The 5769-nt window shown below is 54.4% G+C and carries 7 protein-coding genes; all 7 read left to right on the top strand.

Features of this window, described 5'->3' with window-relative positions; all coding sequences use genetic code 11:
* On the top strand, positions 1-779 hold a 779-nt coding region (locus BG52_RS02740), incomplete at its 5' end, for a molybdopterin-binding protein (protein WP_051602276.1).
* A 25-nt stretch (positions 780-804) separates the two neighbouring features.
* The gene (locus BG52_RS02735; RefSeq protein ID WP_036579823.1) at positions 805-1038 is read left to right on the top strand and encodes a twin-arginine translocase TatA/TatE family subunit; all 234 of its coding nucleotides are present in this window, start codon (positions 805-807) and stop codon (positions 1036-1038) included.
* Between the two features lie 124 nt (positions 1039-1162).
* On the top strand, positions 1163-1903 hold the full coding sequence (tatC, locus tag BG52_RS02730) for a twin-arginine translocase subunit TatC (RefSeq protein WP_036579921.1): 741 nt from the start codon (positions 1163-1165) through the stop codon (positions 1901-1903).
* A gap of 231 nt (positions 1904-2134) precedes the next feature.
* A complete protein-coding gene (gene groES / locus BG52_RS02725; protein ID WP_036579822.1) occupies positions 2135-2416 on the top strand; it encodes a co-chaperone GroES in 282 nt (93 codons plus the stop codon).
* 143 nt (positions 2417-2559) lie between these two features.
* Positions 2560-4197: a chaperonin GroEL gene (groL, locus tag BG52_RS02720; RefSeq protein ID WP_036579820.1), complete on the top strand. Its 1638-nt coding sequence runs from the start codon at positions 2560-2562 to the stop codon at positions 4195-4197.
* A 216-nt stretch (positions 4198-4413) separates the two neighbouring features.
* Positions 4414-5388, top strand: coding sequence for a C40 family peptidase (locus BG52_RS02715; protein WP_036579817.1), 975 nt, complete (start codon positions 4414-4416; stop codon positions 5386-5388).
* 163 nt (positions 5389-5551) lie between these two features.
* Positions 5552-5769, top strand: a 218-nt coding sequence (locus tag BG52_RS02710; RefSeq protein ID WP_036666802.1) for a hypothetical protein, incomplete at its 3' end; no start/stop codon positions are given.

The raw sequence follows: 5769 nt of genomic DNA, 5'->3' as shown, positions 1-5769 counted from the left end.
CCGCCGCTCTGGCGGGGGAAGGACTTGCTTACGGCGAGCCGCATGAGGGCAAGGTGTCGCTTAAGTCGGACCGGCTCGGTCTGGCCGAAGTCGATGCGGAGCTGGTTAATCGGATTAACGGCCTTGACGAAATCGCGCTGGCCACGGTACGCAACCATGCGGTTGTTCGTCCCGGCTCCGCCGTCGCCGCGACGCGCGTCATTCCGCTGTATGTGGACAAAGCGAAGGTGGAGGCCGTCGAATTAGCCGCTGCGGAGTGGATCCGGAACAACGGCAGACCGCCGTTGCGGGTTCGGCCGCTCCGCACCATGCGCGCCGGACTGCTGACGACGGGCGGCGAAGTATACAGCGGACGTATAGCCGACAAATTCGGCCCGGCTGTGCGCGCGAAGCTGGAATCATTCGGCTCGGAAGTTGCCGAACAGCGATTTGCGCCCGATGATCGACAAACAATCGTCAATGAAATCGGCTATTTGCACGGCCAAGGGTATGATATGATTCTCATAACCGGCGGCATGTCCGTCGATCCGGACGACCGTACGCCAGGTGCGATTCAGGCGGCGGGAGCCGACATCGTCAGCTACGGCACGCCGATGCTGCCCGGCTCGATGCTGTTGATGGGTTATTTGAAGGGCGTTCCAATTGTTGGTTTGCCGGGCTGCGTCATGCATGACCCGTACACCTCCTTTGACGTTCTTTTACCTCGCATCCTTGCAGGTGATATCATTAGGAAAGAGGATATCGTTTCGATGGGATACGGCGGACTTCATAATTGTTGATTTGGGCGAAGGAGGTTAGGAAAGCATGCCAAATATCGGAGTGACGGGATTTATCCTGCTGGTGCTGATCGCCTTATTGCTTTTCGGACCCAGTAAGTTGCCTGAGCTCGGAAGAGCGTTCGGGCGCACGCTGCGGGAGTTCAAGAACGGCGCAAGGGACATGATGGAAGACGACGAGAAGAACGACAAGAAACGCGTCGACGTCAGCCGTGCCGAGAACGACGACGATGAGCGCAATTCCAAGCGGCTTCCGGATTGACCGGAATACGCTTTTTTTGTGGACGGTAACGAATCTGGAAGGGGGAGCCGGTATGGCGAGCGATAGCGGACGTTCCGCAAGCGAGGAGAAAACGCGGCAGTCGGGCTTGGATGCGCACAAGCTGATGTCGATGATGGAGCATATCGGCGAGCTGCGCAAACGGCTGATCACCATCATGATTGTTTTGATGGTCGGGCTGGTTGCCGGGTTGTTTCTGGCTGAGCCCGCATACGATTATTTGATGAGTGTGGAGCCGGCTGACGGACTGCAGCTGCATGCGCTCTCCTTGTGGGACGGCATTGGGATGTATATGAAGTTTGCGCTTGTGATCGCGTTGATCCCGGTGCTGCCGTTCGCCTTTTATCAGCTGTGGGCCTTCGTCAAGCCCGGACTTGCTGCACGCGAGCAGGTCGCGACGCTCAAATACGTGCCGTTTGCGCTGCTGATGTTTTTGGCGGGGCTGGCTTTTTCGTATTTTGTCGTATTTCCGCTGGCATTTCAATTTACCAGGGAGGTTACCGCGCGACTCGGTCTGGAGGAAACGTTCGGCGTCATTCAATACTTCTCGTTCATGTTCAATATTCTCATCCCGATCTCATTGCTGTTCGAGCTTCCGATTCTGATCATGTTTCTGACGCGAATCGGGATTCTCAATCCGATGCGGCTGCGGAAAATGCGGCGGCTCGCGTATTTCCTGCTCGTCTTCATAGGCGTGCTGGTGACGCCGCCGGATTTCGTCTCCGACCTTCTCGTCGCCCTGCCGCTTATCCTGCTCTACGAATTCAGCGTCTATCTGTCGGTGACCGTTTACCGCAAACGGCTCGCGGAGCGGGCGGCGCTGGAAGAAGAATTAGGCGGCGTTTAATCCCAGGTACCGGATTTTGGAAAAGCCCGATTATTTGCCTGCTGCTGGCGAATATCGGGCTTTTCGCATGGACGCCGGGTTTCTCCCGCCGCCGCCCTTCACTAAAAATTCATCCAAAATGGTCGAAAAAGACTTGCAATCGCCGTGCAAGTTGAGTATTATAAAAATGGTTATTAGCACTAGACGGTGTCGAGTGCTAACAAGCATATAAAACGAAGGAGGCTATTTTTCATGATCAAACCTTTGGGTGAACGCGTTCTGATCGAACCCATCGCGAAAGAGGAGACAACCGCAAGCGGCATCGTGCTGCCGGACACGGCGAAAGAAAAGCCGCAAGAAGGCAAAGTGGTTGCTGTAGGCAGCGGCACTCTGAAAGACGGCGCACGCATTCCGCTGGAAGTGAAGGAAGGCGACCGCGTTCTGTTCTCCAAATACGCAGGAACGGAGATCAAATACGAAGGTAAAGAGTATTTGATTATGAAGGAAAGCGACATTCACGCGATCTTCGGTTAATCCGAACGGACCGACACAGAAATGCGGCCGGCGGCCGCATGCCCGACATACAGCAGCAGCCAAATGACGCTTTTCGCAAGTCAAGCGAGCATTGTACATGAGCAAGCGAAACGGGAACGAAATATAAGGAGGTACTATCGACAATGGCAAAGGAAATCAAGTTTAGCGAAGACGCTCGCCGCGCGATGCTGCGCGGTGTGGACGCTCTTGCCAACGCGGTAAAAGTGACGCTCGGACCGAAAGGCCGCAACGTCGTATTGGAGAAAAAATTCGGAAGCCCGCTGATCACGAATGACGGCGTGTCGATCGCAAAGGAAATCGAGCTGGAAGACGCGTTCGAGAACATGGGTGCTCAGCTCGTTAAAGAAGTAGCGACGAAAACAAACGACGTTGCCGGCGACGGCACGACGACGGCTACCGTTCTGGCGCAAGCGATGATCCGCGAAGGCCTGAAGAACGTAACGGCCGGCGCAAACCCGATGGTTATCCGCAAAGGCATCGAGAAAGCCGTCAAAGCGGCAGTCGAAGAGCTGAAAAACATCGCGAAGCCGATCGAGGGCAAGCAATCGATCGCGCAGGTCGCTTCCATTTCCTCCGCTGACGACGAAGTCGGCCAACTGATTGCCGAAGCAATGGAGAAAGTCGGCAACGAGGGCGTTATCACGGTTGAAGAATCGAAGGGCTTCGTTACCGAGCTTGAAGTCGTAGAGGGCATGCAGTTCGACCGCGGCTACATCTCCCCGTACATGATTACGGATACGGACAAGATGGAAGCGGTGCTCGACAACCCTTACATCCTGATCACCGATAAGAAAATCACGAACATCCAGGAGATTCTGCCTGTGCTGGAGAAGGTCGTTCAATCCGGCAAGCAGCTGCTGATCATTGCGGAAGACATCGAAGGCGAAGCACTCGCTACGCTGGTGGTCAACAAACTCCGCGGCACATTCACTTGCGTAGGCGTTAAAGCTCCGGGCTTCGGCGACCGCCGCAAAGCGATGCTGCAGGATATCGCCGCTCTTACCGGCGGTCAAGTGATCACCGAAGAGCTGGGCCTAGAATTGAAGAGCACGACGGTAGACCAGCTCGGTTCCGCCCGCCAGGTCCGCGTGACGAAGGAAAACACGATCGTTGTTGACGGCAACGGCAACAGCGCCGACATCCTGGCGCGCGTCAACCAAATCAAAACGCAGCTGGAGGAGACCACTTCCGAGTTCGACCGTGAGAAACTGCAAGAGCGTCTGGCTAAATTGGCCGGCGGCGTAGCGGTAATCAAAGTCGGCGCTGCAACCGAGACCGAACTGAAAGAGCGCAAGCTGCGCATCGAAGACGCCCTGAACTCCACCCGCGCTGCGGTTGAAGAGGGCATCGTCTCCGGCGGCGGCGTAGCGCTGGTGAACGTGTACAAAGCCGTACAATCGGTTGAAACGAATGGCGACGAGCAAACTGGCGTCAACATCGTTCTGCGCGCGCTGGAAGAGCCGGTTCGCACGATTGCGGCGAACGCGGGTCAGGAAGGTTCCGTTATCGTGGAACGCCTGAAGAACGAGAAAGTCGGAATCGGCTACAACGCCGCTACCGGCGAGTGGGTCAACATGTTTGAGTCGGGTATCGTCGACCCTGCGAAGGTTACGCGTTCCGCCCTGCAGAACGCAGCTTCCGTTGCGGCTATGTTCCTGACGACCGAAGCGGTTGTCGCCGACAAGCCGGAGAAAGACAAGCCAGGCATGCCTGATATGGGCGGCATGGGCGGTATGGGTGGCATGGGCGGCATGATGTAAGCTAACCTGAGATCCCTTGTGTAGCAAGGAATTTCAAGGTAGACAACGTCATTTGACCACATTTTGACCAGTTGCAATAAAAAATGCTTCTCACGAGTTCGAGTCGGACTTGTTGAGAAGCATTTTTGTCTGTATAGAGATCTTTCGTGTAGTAAACGTCTGAGCACGGCCGTGAATATAATAGGGGAAACGGAAAGGAAGGATGGTGCGGATTTAATGGCATTTGTGGCTCAGAGCGTTAAAATTGTATTGTTTCAAAAAGATTATTTCGTAAGATCGCGGAGAGTATCGAGCAATATTCGGCTGCTGACGAGGAACGGCCTTCATTACTTGCCGGTAAAGGATGTATTGGAAATACTTGAGTACGACATTCTGCGGTCCAATAAGACCAGCTTCTCAATCACGGACGGCTCCGAACTTATCACGTTACCGAGAAATGGATCGCTGGTGCGAAGGGAAGCGACAACCTTTCGGATCGATCCTGTCGTTTGGTTTCAAAAATGCCGATTTTTGAGCCTGCGTTCGATCAACCGTATATTTAACGTGGACACTATCTTAAACCTCAAGGCCAAAAGGGTATGCATCAGGCAGCCGGGACGTATGTTCATAACGCTTGCAGGGGACACGTTGAGAAGTCTATCCAGACTTTTAAATACAACCACAGTCCGACTGAAGGCCGTGAACCGGAACCTCAGAGAACCGATTCCATCAGGCACGAAAGTCATTATTCCGATGATTCCGTTTGATCCGATGGATACCGCCAGACCATCCTCCCGCTCTCGAGCGAAAATCAAGCAGGAACCCGAGCTAGCGCCGGCAATTATTAAGTTAGGCAGCAGTCTGCGCGGGACGCCTTACAAATTCGGGGCTGCACCATATCCCGCGAGTAAAAGATTTGATTGCTCTTCTTACCTGCAATATATTTTTGGAAAGAATGGGGTGCGTTTGCCCAGAACGAGCAGAACACAGGCAAGAAGGGGAAGAAGCTTGACGCGCAGCGAGATTGAACCGGGAGATTTGATTTTTTTCCGGCGGGACCGGTATTCCGATAATCGTGTCGGGCATGTAGGCATGGATATCGGAAACGGCAAAATGCTTAACACGTATAAATCGCCCCCGGGGGTTACCGTCACCACGTGGAGAAGGCCTTACTGGTTGAACAGGTATATCACCGCGCGGGAAATTCTGTAGCTCCGCATAGAGCGCAAGAAGCTCCGATCAGCCGATCGGGGCTTCTTGCCGTCATCTCGAACTTTCTCATCAAATTCTAATAGGGCTCTAAGGTCGGTCCCATTTGCCTGAAGGTATAGTTAGATAGGAAACAAGGCACACCAATCAACGAGGAGGTATAAAGATGAAAAAGAAATGGCTGTGGAGTGCACTTCTGATCATGGCGCTGACCGTTGTTGCAGGCTCGGTAATCAGCTCGGCGTTTGCGGCGAATAATGCGCCGGTAGTACAATCGGACGGCGACGGCGAGACGGCGGACGATCAGGGGCAATCGGACGGCGACGGCGAGACAGCGGACGACCAAGGGCAATCAGACGGCGACGGCGAGACGGCGGACGATCA

It is taken from the genome of Paenibacillus darwinianus (genome assembly GCF_000598065.1).
Classification (GTDB): Bacteria; Bacillota; Bacilli; order Paenibacillales; family Paenibacillaceae; genus Paenibacillus_I; species Paenibacillus_I darwinianus.
This window is presented reverse-complemented; position numbering and strand designations above follow the sequence as displayed.

Coding starts and splice junctions, on each gene's coding strand:
- tatC (WP_036579921.1), top strand. CDS start 1,163: ATGTCGATGATGGAGCATATCGGCGAGCTGCGCAAACGGCTGATCACC.
- BG52_RS02735 (WP_036579823.1), top strand. CDS start 805: ATGCCAAATATCGGAGTGACGGGATTTATCCTGCTGGTGCTGATCGCC.
- groL (WP_036579820.1), top strand. CDS start 2,560: ATGGCAAAGGAAATCAAGTTTAGCGAAGACGCTCGCCGCGCGATGCTG.
- BG52_RS02715 (WP_036579817.1), top strand. CDS start 4,414: ATGGCATTTGTGGCTCAGAGCGTTAAAATTGTATTGTTTCAAAAAGAT.
- groES (WP_036579822.1), top strand. CDS start 2,135: ATGATCAAACCTTTGGGTGAACGCGTTCTGATCGAACCCATCGCGAAA.